Genomic DNA, 24955 nt, shown 5'->3' on the forward strand with positions numbered 1-24955 from the left:
GAAAGCCGGATTCCCGGACAGTTACCTGTCCGGGAATCCGGCTTTTTTGCGTTCTGGAGGTCGTGGTGGCAGACCCCTGCCGTCGTGCCGGCGGAGACGGAGGGTAAAGTCATGGGGCATCGTTGGCTCGTTTCCCACAGGAGGCCCCCGGGTGGAGGTCCAGGAGACCCGTGTTCAGACCGACCGGGTCCTCACCATCCCGAACATCCTCAGCATGGCGCGTCTACTCGGCGTACCCCTCTTCCTGTGGCTGATCCTCAGGCCTGAGTTCGGTGGTCCCAAGAGCGACGGCTGGGCGTTGCTCGTGCTCGCGCTGAGCGGTGTCAGCGACTATCTCGACGGCAAGCTGGCCCGGCGCTGGAATCAGATCAGCAACCTCGGGCGGCTCCTCGACCCTGCCGCCGACCGGCTCTACATTTTGTCCACCTTGGTCGGTTTGACCTGGCGCGACATTCTTCCCATTTGGTTGACCGCCGTACTGCTGGCGCGAGAACTGGTTCTCCTGGTGATGGTGGGGATCCTCAGGCGGCACGGCTATCCGCCGCCGCAGGTGAACTTCCTCGGCAAGGCCGCGACCTTCAACCTGATGTACGCGTTCCCGTTGCTGCTTCTGAGCGATGGAAGTGGCTGGATCCACGAGCTCGCTGCTATTTTCGGATGGGCGTTCGCCGGATGGGGTACAACGCTGTACTGGTGGGCAGGGATCCTCTACGTGGTTCAGGTCCGCCGTCTTGTGAAGGCGGACTCCAAGGCCGATTGAGCTCGCCATTGCGCGTTGGTTGAGGCCAGATGACCCCGACATTGACAATCGAGGGTCATTGAGGACGGGCGCAGTCGGCTAGACCGTCGTCTCTTCAAGGAGGACGCTTCCGACATGAAGGCCGTCGTGATGGCCGGAGGCGAAGGCACCCGCCTTCGCCCCATGACCTCGAGTATGCCCAAGCCGCTCCTGCCCGTGGCCAACCGGCCGATCATGGAGCATGTGCTCAGGTTGCTCAAGCGGCATGGGCTCACCGAAACCGTGGTCACCGTCCAGTTCCTGGCTTCATTGGTCAAGAACTATTTCGGTGACGGCGAAGAGCTCGGGATGGAGCTCACCTATGCCAACGAGGAGAAGCCACTCGGCACTGCCGGCAGCGTGAAGAACGCCGAGGAAGCGCTGAAGGACGATGCGTTCCTCGTCATCTCCGGTGACGCCCTGACTGATTTCGACCTCACCGAGCTCATCAATTTCCACAAGGAAAAGGGTGCGCTCGTCACCGTCTGTCTGACGCGTGTGCCCAATCCTCTTGAGTTCGGCATCACGATCGTCGACGAAGAGGGAAAGGTCGAGCGCTTCCTCGAGAAGCCGACCTGGGGACAGGTCTTCTCGGACACCGTGAATACGGGCATCTACGTGATGGAGCCCGAAGTCTTCGACTACGTCGAGGCCGATGTTCCGGTCGACTGGTCCGGGGACGTCTTCCCGCAGCTGATGAAGGAAGGCAAGCCCGTCTACGGCTATGTGGCCGAGGGGTACTGGGAGGACGTCGGCACCCACGAGAGCTATGTGAAGGCTCAGGCCGATGTGCTCGAGGGCAAGGTCGACGTGGAGCTCGACGGGTTCGAGATCTCCCCGGGAGTCTGGGTCGCCGAGGGCGCCGAGGTGCATCCCGACGCCGTGCTGCGCGGGCCGCTCTACATTGGTGACTACGCCAAGGTCGAGGCCGACGTCGAGATCCGCGAGCACACGGTGGTCGGCTCGAACGTCGTCGTGAAGAGCGGGGCCTTCCTGCACAGGGCTGTCGTCCACGACAACGTCTACATCGGCCGGCACAGCAATCTGCGGGGCTGCGTCGTCGGCAAGAACACCGACATCATGGGGGCCGCCCGGATCGAGGACGGCGCCGTCATCGGCGACGAGTGCCTCGTCGGCGAGGAATCGATCATCCAGGGCAATGTGCGCGTCTACCCCTTCAAGACGATCGAAGCCGGCGCCTTCGTCAACACGTCGGTGATCTGGGAGTCCCGCGGGCAGGCGCACCTGTTCGGGGCCAGGGGCGTCTCCGGAATCCTGAACGTGGAGATCACCCCGGAACTCGCCGTACGGCTCGCGGGAGCGTATGCGACGACCCTCAAGAAGGGCTCGACCGTCACCACCGCCCGTGACCACTCACGTGGTGCCCGTGCGCTCAAGCGGGCCGTCATCTCCGCGCTGCAGGCCAGCGCCATCGACGTACGGGACCTGGAGAACGTGCCGCTGCCCGTCGCCCGGCAGCAGACCGCGCGGGGCAGCGCCGGCGGGATCATGATCCGGACGACGCCGGGGGTGCCGGACTCCGTCGACATCATGTTCATCGACGAGCGCGGGGCCGACCTGTCGCAGGCGAGCCAGCGGAAGCTGGACCGGGTGTACGCGCGCCAGGAGTACCGCCGGGCGTTCCCCGGCGAGATCGGTGACCTGCACTTCCCGTCGAGCGTCTTCGACTCGTACACGGGCTCGCTGCTGCGGAACGTGGACACGACCGGGATCGCCGATGCCGGGCTCAAGGTCGTGGTCGACGCGTCCAACGGAAGCGCCGGGCTCGTGCTGCCCAGCCTGCTGGGCCGGCTCGGCGTCGACTCGCTGACCATCAATCCGGGGCTCGACGAATCGCGGCCCACGGAGACGGCGGACGCCAGGCGGTCCGGGCTCGTGCGGCTCGGTGAGATCGTGGCGTCGGCGCGGGCCGCTTTCGGGGTGCGGTTCGACCCGGTCGGTGAACGGCTCTCGCTGGTCGACGAGAAGGGGCGGATCGTCGAGGACGACCGTGCGCTCCTCGTCATGCTCGACCTGGTGGCGGCCGAGCGGCGCAGCGGGCGGGTGGCCCTGCCGGTGACGACGACGCGCATCGCCGAACAGGTCGCCGCGTACCACGGGACGCAGGTGGAGTGGACGACCACGTCGCCCGACGATCTGACGCGCGTGGGCCGCGACGAGTCGACGATCTTCGGTGGTGACGGGCGTGGTGGGTTCATCGTGCCCGAGTTCAGCAGCGTCTTCGACGGGGCCGCGGCCTTCGTGCGGCTCATCGGGCTCGTGGCGCGTACGCAGCTGACGTTGAGCCAGATCGATGCGCGGATTCCGCGGGCCCACGTGCTCAAGCGGGACCTGGCGACGCCGTGGGCCGTGAAGGGGCTCGTCATGCGGCGGGTCGTGGAGGAGGCCGGCGACCGGTCGGTGGACACCACCGACGGTGTGCGGGTCGTGGAGGCCGACGGGCGCTGGGTCATGGTGCTGCCCGACCCGGCCGAGGCCGTCACCCACCTGTGGGCCGAGGGGCCCGACGACGCCTCCGCCCAGCAGCTGCTCGACGAGTGGTCGGCGGTCGTGGACAGCGCCGGGCGCTGAGCCCGTACGGCAAGCCGGTCGGTGCCCCCCGGGGGTGCCGACCGGCGCGTCGGTGGGGCCATTCGGAGGTAGCGGCCGCCACGTGCGACGATGTGCGGCATGCCGCAGCAGCCCCCCGTTCGGAGCACCCCCAAGCGCCCGTCGCGCCCCGATGCTTCCATGTCGCTGCTGACCAATGTGATGGACCACAGCCTGGACGACGGCTACGCGGAGGCCGCGGCCCGTAAGCAGGCGCAGGGACAGAGCGGACTGCCGAAGACACTGCGGGCGAAACTGGGACTCGCGGCCGGTCTGGTGCTCGCCGCGCTCGTGGTGACCGTGGGCGCCGCGGAGGCACGGATCGCCGCACCCGTCGTGGCCAAGGAGCGCGAGGAGCTCATCGACCGCATCGACCAGGAGACCGAGTCCGCCGACAAGTTGGAGGACCGGGTCGACTCGCTGCGGACCGACGTGGGGGACATGCAGCGCGAGGCGTTGAAGAAGCACGGCGGTGATCAGGGCGAGCTGGTGGGTCTGCTGTCGGGTGCCGTCGCCGTGCACGGTCCCGGCGTGCGGCTCGTCGTCGACGACGCCAAGTCGGCGCAGACGAGCGGCGGTGGCGGGCCGCGGGAGAGCGCGGGCTTCTCCGACACCGGTCGGGTGCGCGACCGGGACATGCAGCGGGTCGTCAACGGTCTGTGGCAGTCCGGTGCCGAGGCCGTCAGCATCAACGGACAGCGGCTCACCGCACTGTCCGCGATCAGGGCCGCGGGTGACGCGATACTGGTCGACAACAAGCCGCTGGTGCCGCCGTACACGGTGCTCGCGGTGGGGGACGGGCAGCGGTTGAGCACCCGGTTCCAGAACAGTCCTGACGGGATGTATCTGCACGCCCTGCAGGAGAACTTCGGGATCCGGACCAGCATTTCGGCCCAGGACGACATCAAGGTCCCGGCCGCCCCCAGCGTGATCGTTCGTACAGCACAGCCGAGAGCAGAGCAGAAGGGCACATCGTGATCGCCGTACTGGGCCTCGTCGTGGGAGTCGTGGTCGGGCTGTTCGTCCGGCCCGAGGTTCCGGCGGTCGTCGAGCCTTACCTTCCGATCGCCGTGGTCGCGGCGCTCGACGCGGTGTTCGGCGGGCTGCGCGCCATGCTGGACGGGATCTTCGACGACAAGGTCTTCGTCGTGTCGTTCCTGTCGAACGTCGTCGTGGCCGCGCTCATCGTCTTCCTGGGCGACAAGCTGGGCGTCGGTGCGCAGTTGTCGACCGGTGTCGTCGTGGTCCTCGGCATCCGAATCTTCTCCAACGCGGCCGCCATCCGACGGCACGTGTTCCGGGCGTGAGGCCGATGAGCGACGCAGACGAGAACGGCGAGCGGAACACCCCCGCCGAGCAGGAGCACCGGCTGCGCAGGGAGCTGCCGGCCGAGGTCGTCTCCGGGCCGGGAGCGCCCGGAGCGCAGGCGCCGGAGCAGTCCGCCGAGCCGCAGCTGACCGGGCGTCAGCGGCTCGTGAAGGGACTGTGGCCGCCGCGCGTGTCGCGCGCCCAACTCACGGTGGCTGTGCTGCTGTTCGTACTGGGCCTCGGACTCGCCATCCAGGTGCGGTCCACGAGCGACAACAGTGCGCTGCGCGGTGCCCGTCAGGAAGATCTTGTTCGCATCCTCGATGAACTCGACGACCGTACGCAGCGTCTGGAGGATGAGAAGCAGGGTCTGGAGGACCAGCGCACCGAACTGGAGAACAGCTCGGACCAGGCCGAGGAGGCCCGCAAGCAGACGGTCGAGAAGGAACGTCAACTCGGCATTCTGGCGGGCACCGTGGCCGCGCAGGGCCCCGGGATCACGATGACGGTCACGGACACGAAGGGGGCCGTCGAGGCGGACATGCTGCTCGACGCGATCCAGGAGCTGCGGGCCGCCGGCGCGGAGGCGATTCAGGTGAATGACGTCCGCGTCGTGGCCAACACGTATCTGACGGACGGAACCGGAGGGAAGGGGGTGAGCGTGGACGGACACAAGATCAGTCAGCCGTATCGCTTCAAGGTCATCGGCAAGCCGCAGGACCTCGAACCGGCGCTCAACATCCCTGGAGGTGTGGTGCAGACGTTGGAGAAGGAGCAGGCCACGGTCGCCGTGAGCCGCTCGGAGAAGATCGTCGTGGACGCCTTGCGGGCGGCGCAGCGGCCTGACTACGCTCGGTCGTCCTCGCAGTGAGGCGGGGGTGTATGGGGGATGTCGTGCGTGGGCATGAGGTTGCGGGGGGTCGGCGCACCATACGCGGGGTGCGTGGTGGAAACTGTTTGGCGGATACGGACGTTGTGAGGATGTCCGTGTCAGTGATGTACGCCGATGTGTGCAGTCAGGGTTCGTCCTGCCCCACGGGCGGGTCTGTTTCGGTCAAGGGGAATCGCCCGTGAAGTTGTTTGCGAAGTTGTTCGGCAAGAGCGCACGTGAGGACAACCGTCATCGTGCGCCGCGCCAGGGAGATGTGCCGGAGACGCAGGTGGGCGAGCGCCCGCTCTTCCGCGATCAGGTCGGCGGTGACAATTCGGGCGGACAGGGCGCGTCGTCTGTTGACCCTGCCGGTTCCGGCCGCATAGGTTTCGGGGAACCGTCAACCTCAAGTACGGGTGGAGGGTTTGGTCCCGGCCCGTACGCGTCCCAAGCCCCCGCGGGGCAGCCGCGGCAGGAGGATCCGTCCATGTCGGCCCTGGTGTGTACGAGGTGCGGAAACCGGAACGGCGAGAACAGCCGGTTCTGCTCCAACTGCGGTGCGCCGCTGCGTGGCGGTGCGGCGCCGGAGGGGCCGTCCGAGACGACGTCCACGATCTCCATCTCGGGGCTCGAGTCGTACGACCCGGAGGCCACCGGCCAGACGCAGCTTCCTGCCCTGTCGCCCGAGGCGCAGGCCGCGGTCGACGCCCTGCCGCTCGGCTCGGCGCTCCTGGTGGTGCGCCGCGGTCCGAACTCGGGCAGCCGCTTCCTCCTGGACGGCGAGCTGACCACGGCGGGCCGCCACCCGCAGAGCGACATCTTCCTGGACGACGTGACCGTGTCGCGCCGCCACGTGGAGTTCCGTCGCCTGCAGGACAGCTCGTTCACCGTCGCCGACGTCGGCAGCCTCAACGGGACGTACGTGAACCGTGAGCGCATCGACTCCGTGACGCTGAACAACGGCGACGAGGTGCAGATCGGCAAGTACCGGCTGGTGTTCTACGCGAGCCAGCGAGGTATCTGAACCGTCAGCGAACCTTCAGGAAGGTCCATGCTTCACACACCGAGGGGCGGTGCCGCAGGCGGCACCGCCACCATGGACAGTCGGCTGATGAGCATCGGCACCGTACTGAACGTGCTGCGCGAGGAGTTCCCCGAAGTCACCATCTCCAAGATCAGGTTCTTGGAGTCGGAGGGCCTCATCGAGCCACAGCGGACGCCTTCGGGCTACCGCAAGTTCAGCCCGGACGACGTCGAGCGGCTCGCACACGTCCTGCGGATGCAGCGTGACCACTACCTGCCCCTGAAGGTCATCAAGGAGCAGCTCGACGCCCTGGAGCGGGGCGAGACCCTGCCCGTTCCCGCTCCTGGGCGCCCCGGTGACGTGGGCGAGGAGGGCGACGACGGTCCGACGGCCGCCCGGGTCGGCCGGGACGAGCTGCTCGCCGCCGCCGGGATCGACGAGGCGGAGCTCGCCGAATGGGAGTCGTACGGGCTCATCGCCCCGTTGTCGGACGGGGCCTACGACGCCTCGGCCGTACTCGTCGCCGAGCTGGTGAGCGAGCTGGGGCGGTTCGGCATCGAGCCGCGGCACCTGCGGGTCATGCGGGCCGCCGCGGACCGGGAGGCCGGGCTGATCGACTCGGTCGTGGCACCGCTCAAGGTGCATCGCAACCCGCAGACCAGGGCCCTCGCGCAGGCTCGCGCCAAGGAGATGGCGGGCCTCACGGTGAGGTTGCACGCGGCACTTGTGCAGACCGCTCTCGGGGTGCGTCTGCCCTGATCGCAGGGCGGGCGAGCGACGCAGGCCCGGCTTGCGGCGCATGCCCGACTACCCAAACCGGCCGGGCACGTCCTAGGGTTGCTGTGTGAACGAGCTCGACGTCGTAGGTGTCCGGGTCGAAATGCCCTCCAACCAACCGATCGTGCTCCTGCGTGAAGTGGGAGGCGACCGCTACCTCCCCATCTGGATCGGACCGGGGGAGGCGACGGCCATTGCCTTCGCCCAGCAGGGCATGGCCCCCGCGCGTCCGCTGACGCACGACCTGTTCAAGGACGTGCTGGAAGCGGTCGGACAGGAGCTCACCGAAGTACGCATCACGGATCTGCGGGAAGGCGTCTTCTACGCGGAGCTGGTCTTCGCCAGCGGGGTCGAGGTCAGCGCCCGCCCGTCCGACGCCATAGCGCTCGCCCTGCGCACCGGAACGCCGATCTTCGGCAGTGACGGGGTCCTGGACGACGCCGGGATCGCGATCCCGGACGAGCAGGAGGACGAGGTGGAGAAGTTCCGCGAGTTCCTCGACCAGATCTCGCCCGAGGACTTCGGGACCAACAGCCAGTGACCGGCGTGCAGTGACCAGGAGGCGGTCGCCCTACGGCGGCCGCCTCGGCACATTCGGCTAGCCTTTCCCCGCGGTCGGACACGGGAAACCACTCCTAGGGTGATTATCACTCGGCGTGGCGAGTGTGGCGTTCGTTGACGCACCCCCTGCGACTGCCTACCGTCGAGAAGGCAGGTCAATGAGGAGGTCGGCGTGAGAAGCAGCGGCGACGGTACGGCGACGGGCGGTCCGTACTCGTTTCACGGCAGCGCGGCCGATCACACTCCGCAGCGCCCGCAGGTGGTGCCTGCGGTGGCGGGGGAGAACGGCGACGCGACTTCCGAGCAGATCGGATACCGGGGGCCGACCGCGTGTGCCGCGGCCGGGATCACCTACCGGCAGCTCGACTATTGGGCCAGAACCGGTCTTGTGGAGCCCAGCGTGCGGCCCGCGTACGGGTCGGGGACGCAGCGTCTGTACAGCTTCCGGGACGTGGTCGTCCTCAAGGTCGTCAAGCGGTTCCTGGACACGGGCGTCTCGCTGCAGAACATCCGCACCGCGGTGCAGCACCTGCGCGAGCAGGGCTTCCGGGACCTGGAGCGGATGACGCTGATGAGCGACGGGGCGACGGTCTACGAGTGCACGTCGCCGGCCGAGGTGCACGATCTGCTCCAGGGCGGGCAGGGGATCTTCGGGATCGCCGTCGGCGTGGTGTGGCGGGACGTGGAGAGCGCCCTGTCCCAGCTGCACGGGGAGCGCGTGGACACCGGCGAGACGCTCGTCGGACACCATCCCGCCGACGAGCTCGCGAGGCGGCGCAACCGGGCTGTGTGAGGCTCATACGGCCGCGTTGTCAGTGGCGTAGGGCAGCATCGAGGACGTGAGAGCCGCGCCCACGATCCTGCATCTCGACATGGATGCCTTCTACGCCTCTGCGGAGCAGGCGGCGAAGCCGAGCCTGCGCGGGAAAGCGGTCGTCGTCGGCGGGCTCGGGCCCCGTGGTGTGGTGGCCACGGCGTCGTACGAGGCGCGCAGGTTCGGGGTGCACTCCGCGATGCCGATGGGGCAGGCGCGGCGGCTCGCGCCCCATGCCGCGTACCTCGTGCCGCGGTTCCGGCTGTACCGGGAGGTCAGCGAGCAGGTGATGGCCCTTCTGCGGGCGCTCTCGCCGCTGGTGGAGCCCCTGAGCCTGGACGAGGCGTTCGTCGATCTGGAGGCCGGTGAGGCGGCCTGGGACGAGGTGTCCGCCGAGGCTGTCGGGCTTCGGTTGCGAGCCGACATCCGGCGGGTCACCGGGCTCACCGGGTCGGTGGGGCTCGCCGCGTCCAAGATGGTGGCCAAGATCGCCTCGGAGGAAGCCAAGCCGGACGGGCTCGTGCTGATACGCCCGGGCACCGAGCGGGCGCTGCTCGCCCCGAAGTCGGTGCGGATTCTGCCCGGCGTCGGGCCCGCGACCGGGGACCACCTGCGGCGGGCCGGCATCCTCACCGTGGCGGAGATCGCCGAGGCGGGCGAGGACGAGCTGGTGCGGCTGCTCGGCAAGGCGCACGGCGGCCATCTGTACGCCATGGCGCTCGCGCACGACGAGCGGCCGGTGGTCGCGGAGCGGGACTCGAAGTCCGTGTCGGTGGAGGACACGTACGACGTGGACATCCACGACCGGGTGCGGGTCCGCATGGAGGTGCAGCGGCTGGCGGACCGGTGCGTGGAGCGGCTGCGCGGGGCCGGGCGGTCGGGGCGGACCGTGGTGCTGAAGGTGCGCAGGTACGACTTCTCGACCTTGACGCGGTCCGAGACCCTGCGGGGGCCGACGGACGATCCCGGGGTCGTGCGGGAGGCCGCCGCGCGGTTGCTCGAGGCGGTGGACACGACCGGTGGGGTGCGGCTGCTCGGCGTCGGCGTGAGCGGCCTCGCCGACTACACGCAGGAGGACCTCTTCGCCCAGGCTGCCGCGGCGGAGGAGGCCGAGGACGTGGAGGACCGGGACGCCGCCGTGGCGGAGGAGGAGGCCGCCGAGGAGGCGGCCCCCGCCGAGCAGCCGGCCGAGCGGAGATGGATGGCCGGGCACGATGTGCGGCACGCCGAGTTCGGTGCCGGGTGGGTGCAGGGGAGCGGGGTGGGGCGGGTGACGGTGCGGTTCGAGACGCCGTACTCGACGGGGCCGGGGCGGGTCAGGACGTTCGCGGTGGATGATCCCGAGCTGGAGCCGGCCGACCCGCTGCCCCTCGTCGAGCTGTAGCGGTCCGGGTCTCAGGTCGGGTCGTCCTCCGTGCCCGCGATGTGGCCGAACGTGACGTCGGGGGTCTGCGGAGCCGTGATGTCCAGGCCGTAGTGGTGGTAGAGCTGGAGTTCCTGCTCGGGGGAGAGGTGGCGGCCCACGCCGAAGTCCGGGGCGTCCTTGATCAGGGAGCGCTCGAAGGGGACGTGCAGGATGCCGTCGACCAGTTCGCTCGGCTCCAGGGGGACGAAGGCGTCGCGGCTGAAGAGCCCCGTCCGTATCGCGGCCCATTCCGGAACGCCCGTGGCGTCGTCGAGGTAGACCTCGTCGATCGTGCCGATCTTTGTTCCGTTGCGGTCGAACGCCTTGCGGCCGATCAGATTGCGCGGATCGACATCGGTCTGCACGGTGCCTCCAGCTGATCGCAACTCATCTGTAAGCACTACGAAAGAGCACATTGGGGAAGGCGGCCACTCGAGGATTCGGGGCAAGTCGCCGCTGGTAGGCTGGCAGACGGCTGCTGACCCCGTGCGGGAGAGTCCTCCGACCGTCGTCGGAGGCGCCGAAGGAGCAACTCCTCCCCGGAATCTCTCAGGCCCCTGTACCGCACGGACGAGGTCACTCTGGAAAGCAGGGCGGGGTGCACGGTTTCCGCTCTCACCGACGGTGAAAGTCGGCGTGCTCCGTGTTCTCGCGGGCGGGCCGGTGAAGCTCTCAGGTTGAGATGACAGAGGGGGAGGCCGTCCGGGCACCCGCGCCGTGGTGCCCCTCGCAGGTCGCAATGACCAGGAGGCCTCCGCCATGACCGCCCATCGTATTCCGCTCTCCCGGCTGGAGCAGGGAATTCCCTTCGAGCAGCGCCACATCGGTCCTGACCACGCCGCGCAGGCCAAGATGCTCGCGCAGGTCGGCTACGGCTCGCTCGACGAGCTGACGGCGGCCGCGGTGCCGGATGTGATCAAGAGCGCCGAGGCGCTCGCGCTGCCCGGTGCCAGGACCGAGGCCGAGGTGCTCGCCGAGCTCCGCTCCCTCGCCGATCGCAACCAGGTGCTCGGCTCCATGATCGGGCTCGGCTACTACGGGACGTTCACGCCGCCCGTCATCCTGCGCAACGTCATGGAGAACCCGTCCTGGTACACGGCCTACACGCCGTACCAGCCGGAGATCTCGCAGGGCCGCCTGGAGGCGCTGCTCAACTTCCAGACCATGGTCGCCGAGCTGACCGGGCTGCCGACCTCCGGCGCCTCCCTGCTCGACGAGGGCACGGCCGCCGCCGAGGCGATGGCGCTGTCGCGGCGCATCGGCAAGGTCAAGAACGGCGTCTACGTCGTCGACGCCGACGCGCTGCCGCAGACCGTCGCCGTGATCGAGACGCGCGCCGAGCCGACCGGCGTCGAGATCGTCGTCGCCGATCTGAGCGACGGGATCCCCGCCGAGGTCGCCGAGCGCGGTGTGGTGGGCGTCCTCGTGCAGTACCCGGGTGCCTCCGGCGCCGTGCGGGACATCAAGCCCGTCGTCGAGCAGGCGCACGAGCTGGGCGCGATCGTCACCGTCGCCGCCGATCTGCTCGCCCTCACGCTGCTGACCTCGCCCGGTGAGCTGGGCGCGGACATCGCCGTCGGTACCACGCAGCGGTTCGGTGTGCCGATGGGCTTCGGCGGGCCGCACGCCGGCTACATGGCCGTGCGCGAGAAGTTCGCGCGGTCGCTGCCCGGCCGCCTCGTGGGCGTGTCCGTCGACGCGGACGGGAACAAGGCGTACCGCCTGGCCCTGCAGACCCGTGAGCAGCACATCCGCCGCGAGAAGGCGACCAGCAACATCTGCACCGCCCAGGTGCTGCTCGCCGTGATGGCCGGCATGTACGCCGTCTACCACGGGCCGGAGGGCCTGAAGTCCATCGCGCGGCGTACCCACCGGTACGCCAACCTGCTGGCCGCGGGTCTGACGGCGGGCGGCGTCGAGGTCGTGCACGGCGCGTACTTCGACACCGTGACCGTGCGCGTGCCGGGCAAGGCCGCCGACGTGGTGCGTGCCGCCCGCGAGGGCGGGGTCAACCTGCGGCTCGTCGACGCCGACCTGGTGTCGGTCGCCTGCGACGAGACGACCACGCGGGACCAGCTCGCCGCGGTGTGGGGCGCCTTCGGGGTCGACGCGGACATCGAGGCGCTGGACGCCGAGGTCGCCGAGGCGCTGCCCGAGGGCCTGCTGCGCACCGACGACTTCCTCGCGCACCCGGTGTTCCACCAGTACCGCTCCGAGACCGCGATGCTGCGCTACCTGCGCAAGCTCGCCGACCGGGACTACGCGCTCGACCGCGGCATGATCCCGCTGGGCTCCTGCACGATGAAGCTCAACGCGACGACGGAGATGGAACCGGTCACCTGGCCCGAGTTCGGTCAGCTGCACCCGTTCGTCCCCGCCGAGCAGGCGAAGGGCTATCTGACGCTCATCAAGGAGCTGGAGGAGCGGCTCGCCGAGGTCACCGGCTACGACAAGGTGTCGCTGCAGCCGAACGCCGGCTCGCAGGGTGAGCTGGCCGGTCTGCTCGCCGTCCGCGGCTACCACCGGGCCAACGGCGACGAGCAGCGCACCGTGTGTCTCATCCCGTCGTCCGCGCACGGGACGAACGCGGCGAGCGCCGTGATGGCCGGCATGAAGGTCGTCGTCGTCAAGACCGCCGACGACGGCGAGGTCGACATCGACGACCTGCGGGCCAAGATCGAGCAGTACGCCGACCAGCTCGCCGTCCTCATGATCACGTACCCGTCGACGCACGGCGTCTTCGAGGAGCACGTCGCCGACATCTGCGGTGCGGTGCACGACGCGGGCGGCCAGGTGTACGTCGACGGCGCCAACCTCAACGCGCTGGTCGGGCTCGCCAAGCCGGGGCACTTCGGCGGCGACGTCTCGCACCTGAACCTGCACAAGACGTTCTGCATCCCGCACGGCGGCGGCGGTCCCGGTGTCGGCCCCGTGGGTGTGCGCGAGCACCTCGCGCCGTACCTGCCGAACCACCCGCTGCAGCCGAGCGCCGGTCCCGAGACGGGCGTCGGCCCGATCTCCGCCGCGCCGTGGGGCTCCGCCGGGATCCTGCCGATCTCGTGGGCGTACGTCCGGCTCATGGGCGGCGAGGGCCTGAAGCGCGCGACGCAGGTCGCCGTGCTCTCCGCCAACTACATCGCCAAGCGGCTCGAGCCGCACTTCCCGGTGCTGTACACCGGCCCCGCCGGGCTGGTCGCGCACGAGTGCATCATCGACCTGCGGCCGATCAGCAAGGCGACGGGGGTCAGCGTCGACGACATCGCCAAGCGGCTCATCGACTACGGGTTCCACGCGCCGACCATGTCGTTCCCGGTGGCGGGGACGCTGATGATCGAGCCGACCGAGAGCGAGGACATCGGGGAGCTCGACCGCTTCTGCGAGGCGATGATCGCCATTCGCGGGGAGATCGAGAAGGTCGCGTCGGGCGAGTGGCCGGCGGAGGACAATCCGCTGCGGAACGCTCCGCACACGGCCGGGATGCTGGGCGGCGACTGGGAGCACGCCTACACCCGTGAGGAGGGTGTCTTCCCCGCCGGGGTCGAGGCCTCCGACAAGTACTGGCCGCCGGTGCGCCGGATCGACCAGGCCTTCGGCGACCGGAACCTGGTCTGCTCCTGCCCGCCGCTGGACGCCTACGAGGCGTGACGGTCGAGGGGGCTGCGCGGCCGCCGGCTGAGTGTGGCTGGTCGCGCAGTACCCCGCGCCCCTGACGGGGCGAGTCCTACGCCGCCGTCACCACCGGGCCCAGCGGGCGGTGCGGAGCGATGATCGTGCCGTTGGGCAGCAGCTCGCCCGTGTCCTCGAACAGGAGGACCCCATTGCACAGCAGGCTCCAGCCCTGCTCCGGGTGGTGGGCCACGGGGAGCGCGGCTTCCCGGTCCGCGGATTCAGCTGTCGGGCAAGAAGGCTTGTGCTGGCACATGGATGGGATCTTTCGCTGCGAAGTGATGTCGATGACGTTGCTGTCCGTGCTGCGGCTCGAAGGCTTGTTCATGGCCGCCCCCCGTTTTCATTCGGTCCGGAACCCAGTGTTGCCCTGTGGGCGTCAATCCGCAGGGATTTCGTAGCAGCGGTCCTCACTGGATGGAGACGCATCACCCGCACGGACGGTTCAGTTCAACTGCACTGTCCCTTCGGGTGGTTCGGGGTGGCCGGACCGGGCTAGTCCGGTGGGGCCCGACGGGGCCGGGGCGCATGGCTGTGCCCCGCGACCGGACGGCGGACGGCGCGGGGCACAGGTCTGGTGGTGGATCGGTCTCCGGTCGCGTCAGGCGAGCAGGGTGGCCCGGGCGGGCGTCAGCCGGTGGGTGAGGACCGGCAGCAGCTCCGCCACCCGGTGCGGGCGGTGGGCGGCGATGCCGGGGGGCGCGGGGGCGAGCGGGACCAGGAGGTCGTCGGCCGCCGGATGGCCGCTCGCGGCGTCGGCCGTGCAGTCGCCGTGCAGCCACAGCGTCAGCATGTAGAGCTCGGGCACCGAGAGCAGCCGTGGCTGATAGCGCTTCGGCAGGGATTCCGCCTGGCGCAGGGCCCGCTCGGTGGACGTGACGTAGGGGCCTTCGAAGAAGTGCGAGAAGGTCCAGCCGTCGGGAGTGAGCATCGTGTCGGCCGCGGCCACCGCCCGCTCCCCGCAGCGGATCAGGAAGCGCCAGCCGGTGAGGCGGGCGCGGGAGGGTCCGGTGGTCTCGGTGATGTGGTCCAACACGTGGACGGGCAAAGGGAGTTCGGGACTGGCTGGTCCCTGTGCGGCGCGCAGGGACGGAGTGCGGGCCTCACGGACGACGGTGGGGGAACCGAGGGCCGTGAGAACGCTGCGCAGGGCGGGCGCGGGAGCCGGGGGGACATGCAGCGGCATGGTGGGTCGCCTCTCATTCGACAGGCACGTGGTACGAGGGCGGTGCGGGACGAGCGGACGGCGCTGTCAGCTGCGGAGTGCGTAGGTACGCGGGAGTGCGCGGGCCAGAGGGGGCGGGGGCCTCGGCCGCGGGCGCCAACTCTCTGTCTCGTCCGCGGAGTTTATACGACGCGTGTTCACACGGTGTTTCCGCTAGCACGTCCCGAGAGATGGGCAAGGTGCTATTCGGTCGTCGTCCTGACGCTGTTTCATGGGTATTCTTCCGGGTTTCCGGTGAGTGGCGCCCCGATGACCTCGGCGTCTTTCGAGCGGGCGGTCGGCTGAATCCGATCGGTGTTTTTCACCAGATCCGTGACGAATGAATCTGCGGACGGCCGCATGCCTAAGGAATGTGCCGTGGGGTAACTGCCAGGAGCGTACTGCTCCGCGGGCCCGCGCGGGGCGTTATCGATCACATTGCCTGGGCATCATCCACCGTGACACGCGGCCGGGACGGGATTTCGCCGGGTCGTCCATGCGAGGAGGGGACGCTTCCATGGGGGAGAAGGTCGTTGCGGGAGCGGTCGATCTGGCCGACCGGCGGCGCTACCGGGACAAGCTCAAGGAGTGTCTGGAGGGACTCGCGCGGCTGCTGGACGAGAAGCGGTTCGATCGGCCCAGGAATCTCATGGGTCTGGAGATCGAGCTGAATCTCGCGGGACCCGACGGCATGCCGAGAATGATGAATGCGGAAGTACTGGAGCGCATTGCGAGCCGTGATTTCCAGACCGAACTCGCGATGTTCAATCTCGAAGTGAACATTGCGCCGCACCGGCTCGGCGGGCGCGTTCTCGACCAGCTCGCGGAAGAGCTGCGCACCGGGCTCGGCTATGCCCACCGCAAGGCCAACGAGGTCGATGCGGGGATCGTGATGATCGGCATTCTGCCGACGCTGAGCCAGCAGGACCTGGTCTCCGCGAACCTCTCCGACGTCGACCGCTACACGCTGCTCAACGATCAGATCGTCGCCGCGCGCGGCGAGGACTTCGCGCTCGACATCGCCGGGGTGGAGCGGCTGACCTGCACGTCGTCGTCGATCGCGCCCGAAGCGGCGTGCACGTCCGTGCAGTTGCACCTCCAGGTCACCCCCGGCCGTTTCGCCGACGTGTGGAACGCGGCGCAGGCGGTGACGGCGGTGCAGATCGCCCTGGGCGCCAACGCGCCGTTCCTGTTCGGGCGCGAGCTGTGGCGCGAGTCGCGGCCGCCGCTGTTCCAGCAGTCCACGGACACCCGGCCGCCCGAGCTGGCGGCCCAGGGGGTGCGGCCGCGGACCTGGTTCGGGGAGCGGTGGATCTCGTCGGCGTACGACCTCTTCGAGGAGAACCTGAAGTACTTTCCGCCGCTGCTGCCGATCCTGGACGAGGAGCGGCCGCTCGACGTCCTCGACGAGGGCGGGGTGCCGAGCCTCGCCGAACTCGTGCTGCACAACGGCACCGTGTACCGCTGGAACCGGCCCGTGTACGGGGTCGTCGACGGCGTGCCGCACCTGCGCGTGGAGAACCGGGTGCTGCCCGCCGGGCCCACCGTCACCGACGTCATCGCCAACGCCGCCTTCTACTACGGCATCGTCCGCGCGCTCGCCGAGGACGCGCGGCCCGTGTGGTCGCGGCTCTCCTTCGACGCGGCCGCCCGCAACTTCGACGAGGCCTGCCGGCACGGCATCGAGGCACGTCTCGAATGGCCGCGCCGGGGCCGGTTCGGCGGTACGGAACGGGTGCCGGCCGTGGCCCTCGTACGGGACGAGCTGCTGCCGCTCGCGGCCGCCGGGCTCGACGCGTGGGGTGTCGAACCGGCCGACCGCGACCACTACCTGGGCGTGATCGAGGAGCGGTGCCGGCTGCGGACGAACGGGGCCGCGTGGCAGGCGGCGACGTACCACCGGGCCCTGGAGAGCGGACTCGCGCGGGACGCGGCGCTGGCGGCGACCACCCGCAGGTACTGCGAGCTGATGCACGTCGGGGAGCCCGTGCACAGCTGGCCGGTGGGGCTGCCGGAGCCCGCGGTGCCGCTCGGCTGAGCCGGGTCAGTTGGTCTTCGCGCCCGCTTCGATGATCGCCTTGAGGATCACCTGCTGGATGTCGGCCGGGTCGCTCACCTGGTGGCCCGAACCGCCGGTGGCCTCGGCGATCTGCTCGATCTCGTCCTTGTCGGTGTCGGGTCCGACGGCGATGGCGATGAGCGGCACCGGGTGCTCGGGGTCGGAGAGGCTCTCCAGCTGGGAGATGAGGCTGCTGCGGGAGACCGAGTCCGGGTCCTGGTTGACGCCGTCGGTCACCACCACCAGGGCGTTGAACTTGCCGCTCTTGTACGACGACGTGGCCTCCTTGTAGGCGGCCAGCGTCGTGTCGTACAGGCCGGTCGCTCCGCCGGGCACCGGCTGCAGGCCGGTGAACGCGGCCGACAGCCGGTCGCGCTGGGTGCCGGCGCCCTTGCGGTCGCCGAGGCGCTCGGTGGGCACGAGCTTCTTGTAGTCGCGGGTCCCGTCGAGCAGCGTGGCGAACTCCCACAGCCCGATCTCGTCCTCGGGCGTGAACGTCGACAGGGCGGCCAGCATGGACGCCTTCGTCACCTCCATGCGGGACTGGCCGCGGCCCGGCACCAGGTTGGCCATCGAGGCCGAGGCGTCCACGACCGTGGTGATCCGGGCGCTCTGCACCGTGATCGTCCACATGCCGAGGGTCTCCTCCAGCTGTTCGCCGGTGGCCGGGTCGGAGGAGGGTTCCGTGTACGGCTGCGGGGCGCGGGCGCCCGCCTCGGCGGCGACCGCGTCGGGCGAGGCGCCGCCCTCGGTGCGGAAGCCGTGCTTCTCCAGGATCGAGCGGCCCTCGGGCGCCCCGAGCAGCGTGATGAAGCGGACCGCGGCCCGGCTCTCGTCGGTGGTCATCGACGGCTCGTCGACCAGCGAGAACGGGTAGTTCAGCTGGGGCGAGCCGTCCTTGGGGTAGAAGAGGTCGAGGGCGCTGTCCTCACCGACGTCGGAATTGTGGGCGTACGCGGCCTGCTCGGACAGGACCAGTGCCTGGTTGCGCCGCGGGTTGCCCTCCTCGGTGCCGGACGCGTCGCGCGCCACCGTGTCCATCAGCTGGCCGTCGGTGTCGGACGTGCGCTGCGACAGGACCTTCGCCATCGCGGCGGCCTGGGTGCCGTCCTTGTCCCCCGCACCCTTCGCCGACGCGGCCAGTTTGGTGAGCGCGAGCAGGCCCGTGGCGCTGCGCGCCGGGTCGGCGGCGCCCAGCCGCAGCTTGTCGTCCTCCATCGCGGCGCCGGTCAGCTGGGTCCAGCTGTACGTCTTGCGGGGAAAGCCGAACGCCTTCGCGGCGGACGGCACCATGGCCACGCCGATCGGCGACGACGCGACGTTCCCCGCCGTGGTGACCTTCGTCGCCTTCGCGTTCTGTTCCACGCGCTGGAGCCACAGGTCCGAGTCGGGCACCCACACCTGGAAGTCCGGCTTCGCGCCGCCCGACCGCAGGGTGTCGGCGACCTTGTACGCGTCGCGGGCGGTGACCCGGACGTCGAGGCAGTTGCCGTCGGAGGTGATCTGCTTGTCGTGGGCGTGGTCGGCCGCTTCGCGCAGCGCGGGCGCCATGTCGGGCGACGCCACCACCTCCAGGTGGACCTCGTCGCCGCAGGCGCCACCGAGGTCGAGCAGGTCGCTCCGGACCGCCAGGGCCGTGCCCGCCGCGACGACGAGGACGAGGGCCGTCGCGATGGCCACCATGCGGCCGCGCGACCGAGGCCGCGGGCCGGCGGTGGCCGTCCCGTACTCGTCGGGCATGCTGCTGTGACGTCCCATGGCGGTGGAGCCCTCCCTGAGCCATAAAGGCAGTTGCGATATAAGCGGTGAAGCAAGGGGAGGGAGCGGTGCGGCGGTCTGCGGCGCACCGTCCCCCTCGGCCTGTCGCGCGCGATCTTCGTACCTGCATTCGAGACCCTAGCGGGGCGACGTGAGGGATGAGGCGGGATTACTGAAGTGGAGTCAGGTGTGCAGGTGGAGGCGGGGTCCGTGGCCGGTTCTTTTCCCAATGAGGGGTTCTCGCGGCGAATTCTCCGGGACGAGACACTGCTCGTATTGGGGCTTTCGCTCGGTGCGAGTGGCGTGTCCGCGCTGATCAGCTTTGTCGGATCGGTCACCAAACCGGGTGGTCTGAAGGATCAGGCGGCGACCCTCAACGCCTCGGCGGCGCCCGGCCGTCCGTGGCTGGATCTCGCATGGCAGTTGTTCGGGATCGCGAGCGCCCTGGTGCCCGTCGCACTGGTCGCGCACTTCCTGCTGCGCGAGGGCGAGAGCCTGCGGACGATCGGCTTCGACCGGACGCGGCCGTGGTTCGACGGGGCGCGCGGCGCGGCGGTCGCCGCCGTCATCGGCAGCACCGGGATCGCCTTCTATCTGGCCGCCCGGGGCCTCGGCTTCAACCTCACGGTGGTGCCGGAGGCGTTGCCCGACGTGTGGTGGAAGTACCCGGTGCTGATCCTCTCGGCGGTGCAGAACGCCGTACTGGAGGAGGTCATCGTCGTCGGGTACCTGCTGCGCAGGCTGGGCCAGTTGGGCTGGACGCCGGGCACGGCGCTCGTCGCGTCGTCCGTGCTGCGCGGCTCGTACCACCTGTACCAGGGCATCGGCGGATTCTTCGGGAACCTCGCGATGGGCGTCGTCTTCGCCTACCTGTACCGGCGGTGGGGGCGGGTCGGGCCACTGGTGGTGGCCCATTCCCTGTTGGACATCGGGGCGTTCGTCGGATACGCGCTGCTCGCGGGGAAGGTGGACTGGCTGCCCACCGCCTAGCGCGTCAGGCGGTCAGCTCGCCGTCGATGACCGTGACGGCGCTGCCGGTGAGCAGGGTGCGGGCGCCGCGCAGGCCGACGCGGACCAGGCCGGTGCGGGCCGACGCCTGCAGTCCCGTCAGGTCGGTGCGGTCCAGCCGGCCCGCCCAGAACGGGGCGAGTGCCGTGTGCGCGCTGCCGGTCACCGGGTCCTCGTCGATGCCGACGTTCGGGAAGAAGCAGCGGGACACGAAGTCGTGCCCGGCGGCCGGGTCCGCGGCCCGGGCCGTGGCGATCACGCCCCGCCGGGAGTGCGCGGCGAGCGCCCGCAGGTCGGGGGCGAGGCCCCGCACGGTCCGTTCGTCGGCCAGTTCCACCAGCAGGTCGCCGACCGAGGGGCCCGTGTCGTGCACGGACAGCGGGCGGGCCCCGAGCGCCTCGGCGAGGCCGGCGGGCACCGGCTCCTCGGTGAGCGGTGCGGTCGGGAAGTCGAGGGTGAGCGAGCCGTCCTCGTGCGGGGTGGCCACCAGGACACCGCTGCGGGTGGCGAACCGGACCGGGCCCTTCGTCGTCCCCGTGGAGTGCAGCACGTGGGCGGTGGCGAGCGTGGCGTGGCCGCACATGTCGACCTCGGTGGCCGGGGTGAACCAGCGCAGCGCCCAGTCGGCCTCGCCTCCCTCGGGCAGCGGGTGCGCGAAGGCGGTCTCGGCGTGATTGACCTCGACGGCGACGCTCTGCAGCCAGGCGTCGTCCGGGAAGGCGTCGAGGAGCAGCACTCCGGCGGGGTTGCCGGCGAAGGGCCGGTCGGTGAAGGCGTCGACGATACGAATACGCATGTCGGAGACGGTAATTGAGGTCCGCGCCCGGTGCCCAAGGCCAATCCGGCACGCCTGGCCCCGTTTCCGGCGGACGGCGGCCCGTCCTCGGCGCGGGCGCCCCCGGATCGACGGGCGCCGCGACGGTTTCCTCGGTGGGTGTTGCCATGCGAACTGTTCCGATATATCGTTGAGGCATCGCGATCGGTCAATGATCGCGGTCAACGAAACCCACGATCAGTTGTGAAAGGACTGATTCCCATGCGTACCCACGGACACGACCACGGACATGGACACCACGGACCCGGCCACCAGGGCCGGGGCGACTTCGAGCGCGGCGGCTTCGAGGGCCGGCGCGCGGCGTTCGGCCCCTTCGGCCCGGGCTTCGGTGGGCCCGGCGGCCCCTGGGGCGGGCGCGGCGGCCGAGGCGGCGGGCCGCGCGGCAGGGCACGGCGCGGCGATGTGCGCGCCTCGATCCTGGCGCTGCTGAAGGACCGCCCGATGCACGGCTACGAGATGATCCAGGAGATCGCCGAGCGCAGCGGCGGCGCGTGGAAGCCGAGCCCCGGCTCGGTCTACCCGACGCTCCAGCTGCTCGAGGACGAGGGCCTGATCACCAGCGCGAGCGAGGGCGGCAAGAAGCTCTTCTCGCTCACCGACGCGGGCGCCACCGCCGCCGAAGAGGGGCCCGACGCCCCTTGGGAGGAGGCCGGTCGAGGCGTCGACTGGGAGGCCATGAACGAGATCCGGCAGGCCGGCTTCGGTCTGATGGAGGCGTTCGGCCAGGTCTGGAAGACCGGCAGCAAGGAGCAGCGCGACAAGGCGCTCTCCGTCATCACCGACGCGCGCAAGAAGCTGTACCTGATCCTCGCCGACGAGGACTGAGCCCGTGCGGGCTCCTGACGGGGACAGAGCGCGGAAGAGGCGTCCCGTACCTGATGGTGCGGGGCGCCTCTTCGCGTGGGTGCGGCGGGGGAGCGGCGTCAGGTCACCAGGCCGCCCAGCTTGCGCAGCGACTCGTTGAGCGCGGCCGTCGCCGAGTCCTTGAGCTTGCCCGCCATCAGGGAGACCGCGGCGCCGGTGAACTCGCCGTCGATGCGCACCGTCGTGGCGTCGCCGTCCGGGGTGAGCGTGTAGCGCGTGCCGACGTTCACGCCCATCGGCCCCTTGCCGCGGATCGCGAGGGTGCGCGGCGTCTGAAGGTCCTCGACGGTCCAGGTGACCTCGGCCGGGAAGCCCATCAGCTTCATGTTCTCCTCGAACTGGCCGCCCACCTCCAGCGCGGCCGGAGCTCCCTTGGGGAAGCTCGTGTGGGTGGCGTTCCACTCCCCGTACGAGGAGAAGTCCGTGAGCTGCGCCCAGACCTTCTCGGTGGGCGCCTCGATGCGTGCTTCCGCGCTGACTTCGGCCATGCGGCCACCCCTTTGAGTCGAGAGCCATGACGGGCTGCGGTGTCGCGTCGTCGCGGAACGTAGCCGCGCGGCCTCGAACATTCAATACTGATGAACCGTCAGAAATTCTGGACGCGGGTGCTCAGCCCACCAGCTCGATCCGCGCCGCGTCGAAGAGGTCGTACGCGCGCGGATGCGGCCCCTCGTCGTGGCAGTGCCAGGCGTCCCAGAACAGGTCGGCGGGCAGCGCGTCGTCCGGGGCGTACACCCGGTACACGTACTGCCTGCCGTCGATCGCGGGCAGGGCCACGTGCCAGCACCTGCTCTCCATGTCTGTGAGGGACGAGTGACGAGGGGGTCGTGGTTGCGTCCCGGGTGCAACGCAAGGCGGCGCGCGTCCCTCGGGGGAGAACGGCACGATCTCATCCGTAAGGAGGAGATGTCGCTCGCCCGTGCCCACCTTGTGTCGGACGCGAAGATGCTCCCCGACGGGGATGTTCCTGTGCATCGGGGCTGATGAGGTGGGATACGTGCAAAGCCCTACCCCTTCGGACGCCGCCCATCTCCCGGACGCCCCGCTCAGTGACGAGCTGGCCCTGGTCGTCGCGGGCGCGCGGCGCCGTGCGGTGCGGGACGGGGACCGCCAGATCGACACCGCCCATCTGCTGCACTCCCTCCTGGAGACCGATCCGGAGGTGCGCGACGCCTTCGCCGACGGCGGCCAGGTCGCCCGGCTGCTCGGCTACCTCGTGCAGCGCAGCATCGGATACGGGCTGCAGTGGCAGGGCTCCGTCGAGGACTCCGGCGCAGTTCCGGTCGTCCGGGGCGCTCCCGGCTGGTCGTCCGTCGCGGCCGCCGCGATGGAGTCGGGCGTCGAGCGGGCCACCGCCCGCGGGGACGAGCGGGCCCGGGGCGTCGACGTCCTGGCCGCGCTCGCCGAGGACATGGAGTGCCGGGCCGTCGAGGTGCTCGGCCGGGCCGGGGTCGACGTGTCCCGGCTGCGGCAGCGGCTCAACTGACGCTCCCCGCGCAGCAGGACGCGTCCGTTCTGTGAGACAGGGGTCATTGGGGGTGACGGTCCTGACTCGCCCTGTCATGATGTGCCGGTGCACGGGTCAAAGGGGTCTCAGGGGAGTCAGGGAACCAGCTCGCGCGGCTTCGGACTGGGGCTCGCCCTGGTCTCGGCGCTGGCGTTCGGCGGTTCGGGAGTCGCGGCCAAACCGCTGATCGAGGCGGGGCTCGACTCCCTCTACGTGGTGTGGCTGCGGGTCGCGGGCGCCGCGCTCGTCATGCTGCCGATCGCCTGGCGGCACCGTTCCCTCGTCAGGACCCGGCCCGCGCTGCTCGCCGGGTTCGGACTGCTCGCGGTCGCCGGTGTCCAGGCCTGCTACTTCGCCGCGATCTCCCGGATCCCGGTCGGCGTCGCCCTGCTCATCGAGTACCTGGCGCCCGCGCTGGTGCTCGGCTGGGTGCGGTTCGTGCAGCGCAAGCCGGTCACGAAGGCCGCCGCCCTGGGCGTCGTCCTCGCGGTCGGCGGCCTCGCCTGTGTCGTCGAGGTGTGGGCCGGGCTGAGCTTCGACGCGCTCGGGCTGCTGCTCGCGCTCGGCGCCGCCTGCTGCCAGGTCGGCTACTTCGTCCTGTCCGATCAGGGCACCGACGCGGGGGCCTCCGGGGGCGAGGTGCCGGACCCGCTCGGTGTGATCGCGTACGGGCTGCTGGTGGGCGCCGTCCTGCTCACCGTCATCGCCCGCCCCTGGGGGATGGACTGGTCGGTGCTCGCGGGCAGCGCCGACATGAACGGCACGTCCGTGCCCGCCTGGCTGCTGCTCTGCTGGATCGTGCTGCTCGCCACCGTGGTCGCCTACGTCACCGGGGTGGTCTCGGTGCGCAAGCTGTCGCCGCAGGTGGCCGGTGTGGTGGCGTGCCTGGAGGCGGTCATCGCGACCGTGCTCGCCTGGGTCCTGCTCGGCGAACACCTCTCGGCGCCGCAGCTGTTCGGTGGTGCCGTCGTGCTGGTCGGGGCGTTCATCGCCCAGTCGTCGAAGCCGGAGCAGCCGACGTCGCAGGCGCCCGACGAGCCCGACCAGCCCGACGAGGAGGAGCGGGAAACCGCGTTGTCCCGGTCGGGCCGGGCCGTCTAGGCTCGCGATCATGCATACGCACTGGCTCGTTCTCCCGCCGCCGGCCGGCTAGGGCCTGTCCGGCTTCTGGCCGGACCTGGGCCGACCCGGTGGCTCCCTTGCCGCCTGACCCGCGCGTGCGGGTCGGGGCGGTGCCGTGGGATGCGCCGGGCCGCCCGAGGGTGGGCTTCGATTCCCCGCCGAGCGGGGTGGATCGGTCTGCCGGGCCCCGCTGCGGGCGGTGCGTGAACTCCTGGAGGGACTCCGCGGTCACGGCTGCCCGCACCACGTCGGTCCGTGTCCCTCGGTCCCGGACGTCCGGGACCCTCTTCGTGGAGATCCACGTGTCGCATGCCGTCTCGGCGGGCTCGACCCTGTCCGCCGCCACCGAAGATTCCGCTGCCCGCGCCCCGCTGCCGGTCGCGCGCGGCCTGATGTACCTCGTCGTCGCCGGTGTCGCCTGGGGCACCGCCGGCGCCGCCGCCTCCCTGGTGTTCCGCGTCAGCGACCTCGGCCCCCTGGCCCTGTCGTTCTGGCGGTGCGCCGGTGGCCTGGTCCTGCTCGTCCTGGCGCGGACACTGCGCCGTACGCCGCGGTCCGTGACGCGGGAGCCGAGGGGGCGCCGGAGCGTCCGGCTGACCGTGCTCGGTCTGGCGCTCGCCGTGTTCCAGACCGCCTACTTCGCCGCCGTCGGGGTGACCGGCCTCGCCGTGGCGACCGTGGTGACGCTCGGCGCGGGACCCGTGCTCATCGCGGCCGGGGCGCGCGTGCTGCTGGGGGAGCGGATCGGCCGGGGCGGGCTGCTCGCGGTCGCGGGGGCGCTCGC

24 protein-coding genes and 1 riboswitch are annotated in these 24955 nt (G+C 70.4%); of the genes, 17 read left to right on the top strand and 7 right to left on the bottom strand.

What is annotated here, in order from left to right; translation table 11 throughout:
• Positions 1-151 precede the first annotated feature (151 nt).
• From M4J07_RS34475 to M4J07_RS34520, 10 genes are all read left to right on the top strand, one after another.
• Positions 152-760, top strand: coding sequence for a CDP-alcohol phosphatidyltransferase family protein (locus tag M4J07_RS34475; RefSeq protein ID WP_255978477.1), 609 nt, complete (start codon positions 152-154; stop codon positions 758-760).
• Positions 761-874: 114 nt separating this feature from the next.
• Positions 875-3370, top strand: a complete 2496-nt coding sequence (locus M4J07_RS34480) for a mannose-1-phosphate guanyltransferase (RefSeq protein ID WP_255978479.1) — start codon at positions 875-877, stop codon at positions 3368-3370.
• Between the two features lie 90 nt (positions 3371-3460).
• Positions 3461-4366: a DUF881 domain-containing protein gene (locus M4J07_RS34485; protein ID WP_255978481.1), complete on the top strand. Its 906-nt coding sequence runs from the start codon at positions 3461-3463 to the stop codon at positions 4364-4366.
• Positions 4363-4695 carry a small basic family protein gene (locus M4J07_RS34490; RefSeq protein ID WP_008749169.1) on the top strand — a complete coding sequence of 111 codons (333 nt, stop codon included), beginning with the start codon at positions 4363-4365 and terminating at the stop codon, positions 4693-4695. The genes M4J07_RS34485 and M4J07_RS34490 overlap by 4 nt, the downstream gene beginning before the upstream one ends.
• 5 nt (positions 4696-4700) lie before the next feature.
• Complete coding sequence (locus M4J07_RS34495) at positions 4701-5567, top strand: DUF881 domain-containing protein (RefSeq protein ID WP_255978492.1); 867 nt, start codon at positions 4701-4703, stop codon at positions 5565-5567.
• An 82-nt stretch (positions 5568-5649) separates the two neighbouring features.
• Complete coding sequence (locus tag M4J07_RS34500; protein ID WP_255978542.1) at positions 5650-6591, top strand: FHA domain-containing protein; 942 nt, start codon at positions 5650-5652, stop codon at positions 6589-6591.
• A 27-nt stretch (positions 6592-6618) separates the two neighbouring features.
• Positions 6619-7350, top strand: a complete 732-nt coding sequence (gene ftsR / locus M4J07_RS34505) for a transcriptional regulator FtsR (protein ID WP_255978494.1) — start codon at positions 6619-6621, stop codon at positions 7348-7350.
• A gap of 85 nt (positions 7351-7435) precedes the next feature.
• Positions 7436-7909 (top strand): bifunctional nuclease family protein, encoded by a 474-nt coding sequence (locus M4J07_RS34510; RefSeq protein WP_005475662.1) that lies wholly within the window; start codon positions 7436-7438, stop codon positions 7907-7909.
• A gap of 192 nt (positions 7910-8101) precedes the next feature.
• Entirely contained in the window at positions 8102-8722 is a 621-nt protein-coding gene (locus tag M4J07_RS34515) for a MerR family transcriptional regulator (RefSeq protein ID WP_255978508.1), read from the top strand.
• A gap of 46 nt (positions 8723-8768) precedes the next feature.
• Entirely contained in the window at positions 8769-10127 is a 1359-nt protein-coding gene (locus M4J07_RS34520) for a DNA polymerase IV (RefSeq protein WP_255978510.1), read from the top strand.
• An 11-nt stretch (positions 10128-10138) separates the two neighbouring features.
• On the opposite strand, the gene M4J07_RS34525 is transcribed toward M4J07_RS34520, so the two are convergent.
• The gene (locus tag M4J07_RS34525) at positions 10139-10513 is read right to left on the bottom strand and encodes a PRC-barrel domain-containing protein (RefSeq protein ID WP_255978512.1); all 375 of its coding nucleotides are present in this window, start codon (positions 10511-10513) and stop codon (positions 10139-10141) included.
• Between the two features lie 114 nt (positions 10514-10627).
• Positions 10628-10723, top strand: a riboswitch (glycine riboswitch).
• A gap of 184 nt (positions 10724-10907) precedes the next feature.
• On the opposite strand from M4J07_RS34525, the gene gcvP reads away from it, so the two are divergent.
• On the top strand, positions 10908-13793 hold the full coding sequence (gene gcvP, locus M4J07_RS34530; RefSeq protein WP_255978514.1) for an aminomethyl-transferring glycine dehydrogenase: 2886 nt from the start codon (positions 10908-10910) through the stop codon (positions 13791-13793).
• Positions 13794-13869: 76 nt separating this feature from the next.
• Here gcvP and M4J07_RS34535 read toward each other — a convergent pair whose 3' ends face one another.
• Both M4J07_RS34535 and M4J07_RS34540 read right to left on the bottom strand, forming a co-directional pair.
• A complete protein-coding gene (locus M4J07_RS34535; RefSeq protein ID WP_305128558.1) occupies positions 13870-14070 on the bottom strand; it encodes a DUF5999 family protein in 201 nt (66 codons plus the stop codon).
• A gap of 345 nt (positions 14071-14415) precedes the next feature.
• The gene (locus M4J07_RS34540) at positions 14416-15000 is read right to left on the bottom strand and encodes a hypothetical protein (RefSeq protein WP_255978518.1); all 585 of its coding nucleotides are present in this window, start codon (positions 14998-15000) and stop codon (positions 14416-14418) included.
• 535 nt (positions 15001-15535) lie between these two features.
• Here M4J07_RS34540 and M4J07_RS34545 point away from each other — a divergent pair.
• A complete protein-coding gene (locus M4J07_RS34545; protein WP_255978520.1) occupies positions 15536-17056 on the top strand; it encodes a glutamate-cysteine ligase family protein in 1521 nt (506 codons plus the stop codon).
• Positions 17057-17062: 6 nt separating this feature from the next.
• Here the strand turns inward: M4J07_RS34545 and M4J07_RS34550 are convergent, their stop codons facing one another.
• Entirely contained in the window at positions 17063-18835 is a 1773-nt protein-coding gene (locus M4J07_RS34550) for a substrate-binding and VWA domain-containing protein (RefSeq protein ID WP_255978523.1), read from the bottom strand.
• Between the two features lie 189 nt (positions 18836-19024).
• On the opposite strand from M4J07_RS34550, the gene M4J07_RS34555 reads away from it, so the two are divergent.
• Positions 19025-19825, top strand: a complete 801-nt coding sequence (locus tag M4J07_RS34555; protein ID WP_255978526.1) for a CPBP family intramembrane glutamic endopeptidase — start codon at positions 19025-19027, stop codon at positions 19823-19825.
• 4 nt (positions 19826-19829) lie between these two features.
• On the opposite strand, the gene M4J07_RS34560 is transcribed toward M4J07_RS34555, so the two are convergent.
• Complete coding sequence (locus M4J07_RS34560) at positions 19830-20639, bottom strand: PhzF family phenazine biosynthesis protein (RefSeq protein ID WP_255978528.1); 810 nt, start codon at positions 20637-20639, stop codon at positions 19830-19832.
• A 240-nt stretch (positions 20640-20879) separates the two neighbouring features.
• On the opposite strand from M4J07_RS34560, the gene M4J07_RS34565 reads away from it, so the two are divergent.
• On the top strand, positions 20880-21503 hold the full coding sequence (locus tag M4J07_RS34565; protein WP_255978531.1) for a PadR family transcriptional regulator: 624 nt from the start codon (positions 20880-20882) through the stop codon (positions 21501-21503).
• 98 nt (positions 21504-21601) lie between these two features.
• On the opposite strand, the gene M4J07_RS34570 is transcribed toward M4J07_RS34565, so the two are convergent.
• On the bottom strand, positions 21602-22030 hold the full coding sequence (locus M4J07_RS34570) for a type II toxin-antitoxin system Rv0910 family toxin (RefSeq protein WP_255978534.1): 429 nt from the start codon (positions 22028-22030) through the stop codon (positions 21602-21604).
• A 121-nt stretch (positions 22031-22151) separates the two neighbouring features.
• Complete coding sequence (locus tag M4J07_RS34575; protein ID WP_255978536.1) at positions 22152-22340, bottom strand: hypothetical protein; 189 nt, start codon at positions 22338-22340, stop codon at positions 22152-22154.
• A 163-nt stretch (positions 22341-22503) separates the two neighbouring features.
• On the opposite strand from M4J07_RS34575, the gene M4J07_RS34580 reads away from it, so the two are divergent.
• The 3 genes from M4J07_RS34580 to M4J07_RS34590 form a co-directional block, all read left to right on the top strand.
• Entirely contained in the window at positions 22504-23028 is a 525-nt protein-coding gene (locus tag M4J07_RS34580) for a Clp protease N-terminal domain-containing protein (protein ID WP_374215137.1), read from the top strand.
• Between the two features lie 81 nt (positions 23029-23109).
• On the top strand, positions 23110-24150 hold the full coding sequence (locus M4J07_RS34585; protein WP_255978540.1) for an EamA family transporter: 1041 nt from the start codon (positions 23110-23112) through the stop codon (positions 24148-24150).
• 413 nt (positions 24151-24563) lie between these two features.
• Positions 24564-24955, top strand: a 392-nt coding sequence (locus M4J07_RS34590; RefSeq protein ID WP_255978544.1) for an EamA family transporter, incomplete at its 3' end; no start/stop codon positions are given.

It is taken from the genome of Streptomyces longispororuber (assembly GCF_024448165.1).
Taxonomy (GTDB): Bacteria; Actinomycetota; Actinomycetes; order Streptomycetales; family Streptomycetaceae; genus Streptomyces; species Streptomyces longispororuber_A.

What these genes read in the sequence shown, in the direction of transcription:
- M4J07_RS34480 (WP_255978479.1), top strand. Translation starts at nt 875, where the DNA reads ATGAAGGCCGTCGTGATGGCCGGAGGCGAAGGCACCCGCCTTCGCCCC.
- M4J07_RS34485 (WP_255978481.1), top strand. Translation starts at nt 3,461, where the DNA reads ATGTGCGGCATGCCGCAGCAGCCCCCCGTTCGGAGCACCCCCAAGCGC.
- M4J07_RS34495 (WP_255978492.1), top strand. Translation starts at nt 4,701, where the DNA reads ATGAGCGACGCAGACGAGAACGGCGAGCGGAACACCCCCGCCGAGCAG.
- ftsR (WP_255978494.1), top strand. Translation starts at nt 6,619, where the DNA reads ATGCTTCACACACCGAGGGGCGGTGCCGCAGGCGGCACCGCCACCATG.
- gcvP (WP_255978514.1), top strand. Translation starts at nt 10,908, where the DNA reads ATGACCGCCCATCGTATTCCGCTCTCCCGGCTGGAGCAGGGAATTCCC.
- M4J07_RS34535 (WP_305128558.1), bottom strand. Translation starts at nt 14,070, where the DNA reads ATGTGCCAGCACAAGCCTTCTTGCCCGACAGCTGAATCCGCGGACCGG.
- M4J07_RS34540 (WP_255978518.1), bottom strand. Translation starts at nt 15,000, where the DNA reads ATGCCGCTGCATGTCCCCCCGGCTCCCGCGCCCGCCCTGCGCAGCGTT.
- M4J07_RS34545 (WP_255978520.1), top strand. Translation starts at nt 15,536, where the DNA reads ATGGGGGAGAAGGTCGTTGCGGGAGCGGTCGATCTGGCCGACCGGCGG.
- M4J07_RS34550 (WP_255978523.1), bottom strand. Translation starts at nt 18,835, where the DNA reads ATGGGACGTCACAGCAGCATGCCCGACGAGTACGGGACGGCCACCGCC.
- M4J07_RS34560 (WP_255978528.1), bottom strand. Translation starts at nt 20,639, where the DNA reads ATGCGTATTCGTATCGTCGACGCCTTCACCGACCGGCCCTTCGCCGGC.
- M4J07_RS34565 (WP_255978531.1), top strand. Translation starts at nt 20,880, where the DNA reads ATGCGTACCCACGGACACGACCACGGACATGGACACCACGGACCCGGC.
- M4J07_RS34570 (WP_255978534.1), bottom strand. Translation starts at nt 22,030, where the DNA reads ATGGCCGAAGTCAGCGCGGAAGCACGCATCGAGGCGCCCACCGAGAAG.
- M4J07_RS34575 (WP_255978536.1), bottom strand. Translation starts at nt 22,340, where the DNA reads ATGGAGAGCAGGTGCTGGCACGTGGCCCTGCCCGCGATCGACGGCAGG.
- M4J07_RS34580 (WP_374215137.1), top strand. Translation starts at nt 22,504, where the DNA reads ATGTTCCTGTGCATCGGGGCTGATGAGGTGGGATACGTGCAAAGCCCT.